The organism is Psychrobacter sp. 1Y4, from assembly GCF_051847555.1.
The window spans coordinates 1-1,248 of record NZ_JBPYDE010000087.1 but is presented as its reverse complement, the minus strand read 5'-3'; the positions used below and the strand labels follow the sequence as shown (position 1 = coordinate 1,248).

The following is a 1,248-nucleotide window of genomic DNA, read 5'->3' as shown; positions in this document are numbered from 1 at the left end:
AAAAATAACGGCTTCGTCCTCCTCTCCTATTGCAGATAAAAAATAATCGAATAAACGCCGTAGACCTTCAGTGACGACCAACTGCTTGTTTTCATCAATGATGATTTCGCCGTCCACTTGCGTGCCTTTCAATGAGCGTGGCAAACGCTCCAACCCGGTGACAAATGCAGACTGGTTCTGGGTTGAAGCGGTTTGTCCTGTTTGCTCACTATTTAGCGCAGTGGATAGCATACTCTCAGAGGCATCCACAGATGCATTGGATGCTGATTGTGCTGTGTCCATGCGTTGACTATCTGGCTTAAACCAAATAATCACCGCCGCAGCGATGGCGATGATGACCACGGCGATGATAGCGATTGGTAAATAGGCTGGACGGCGATTATTCGACATAGATGAGAGTTCTTTTTACAAGTCAGCTTAAAGGTTGGCGTTTTTCAGACGATTAACCTGAGTACGATAGATAGATTTTGGCTCAGACTCGCCCCATGCCGTCAGCCCTAATACTTGATCTGCTGAATCCAAATGGTTCATGATGTAATTATCACGAATCACATAACCAAGTCGACTCGAGCAGGCAGAAACCAAACCATCATTTCCCTCAAATAAAAACGGTACGCTTGTTGCTGCAAGCAGATAATCACTAGGGTCAAGGGCGCTCGTGACTTGTCCGACGCCGCTAAATGAATAGTATTTGATACCATTGGCGGCAGTACTCGTCGGCTGACCGCAGTAGCTTTTTGGCATTGCCGCTGGGAATTTGGCATTGAACTTAGCAGCACCACTGGTCGATAGCGCCATGAGCGCCTGCCAGCCATCTTGCTCTTGTATTTGCTTAAAGCTGATACCCGACCCAACATCGGTAAAACCGCCGATCAGGTTAAATACGCCTGCTACGAGCTCTGTGGTGACGTTTGACGGCGTGCCTGTGTTGTTATTTGGCTCAAGGACGTTTTTGACAAAATCGGCTGTTTTGGAACCTTGCTCTGGGCTTGATACTGCTGTGACTGATGCGACGTATCTTGGCGCGACACCAGCGACATAACGAATATCAATACCGCCTTGGCTGTGCCCAAATAAATTGACTTTAGGATCGCCTGAGATGGCAGTGATAGTTTTCACCTGTTGTAACAGCTGCTCGCCGCGCACTTCGCTATTGTTAACCGCTGATGTTTTAGTGGTGTATACCTCTGAGCCACCTTTCATCAATTCTTGCGGAATTCCGTTGAAATAATCTAAAACCCCAAACAG

General features: G+C 47.4%; 1 protein-coding gene and 1 pseudogene. Both read right to left on the bottom strand.

Annotated elements, in window-relative coordinates; genetic code table 11:
* A pseudogene (locus ACS8FC_RS14370) lies at window positions 1-390 on the bottom strand (lipase secretion chaperone); the annotation flags it as partial.
* A gap of 27 nt (window positions 391-417) precedes the next feature.
* Window positions 418-1,248 (bottom strand): esterase/lipase family protein (locus ACS8FC_RS14365; protein WP_439297259.1); only part of this gene is annotated, 831 nt, incomplete at its 5' end.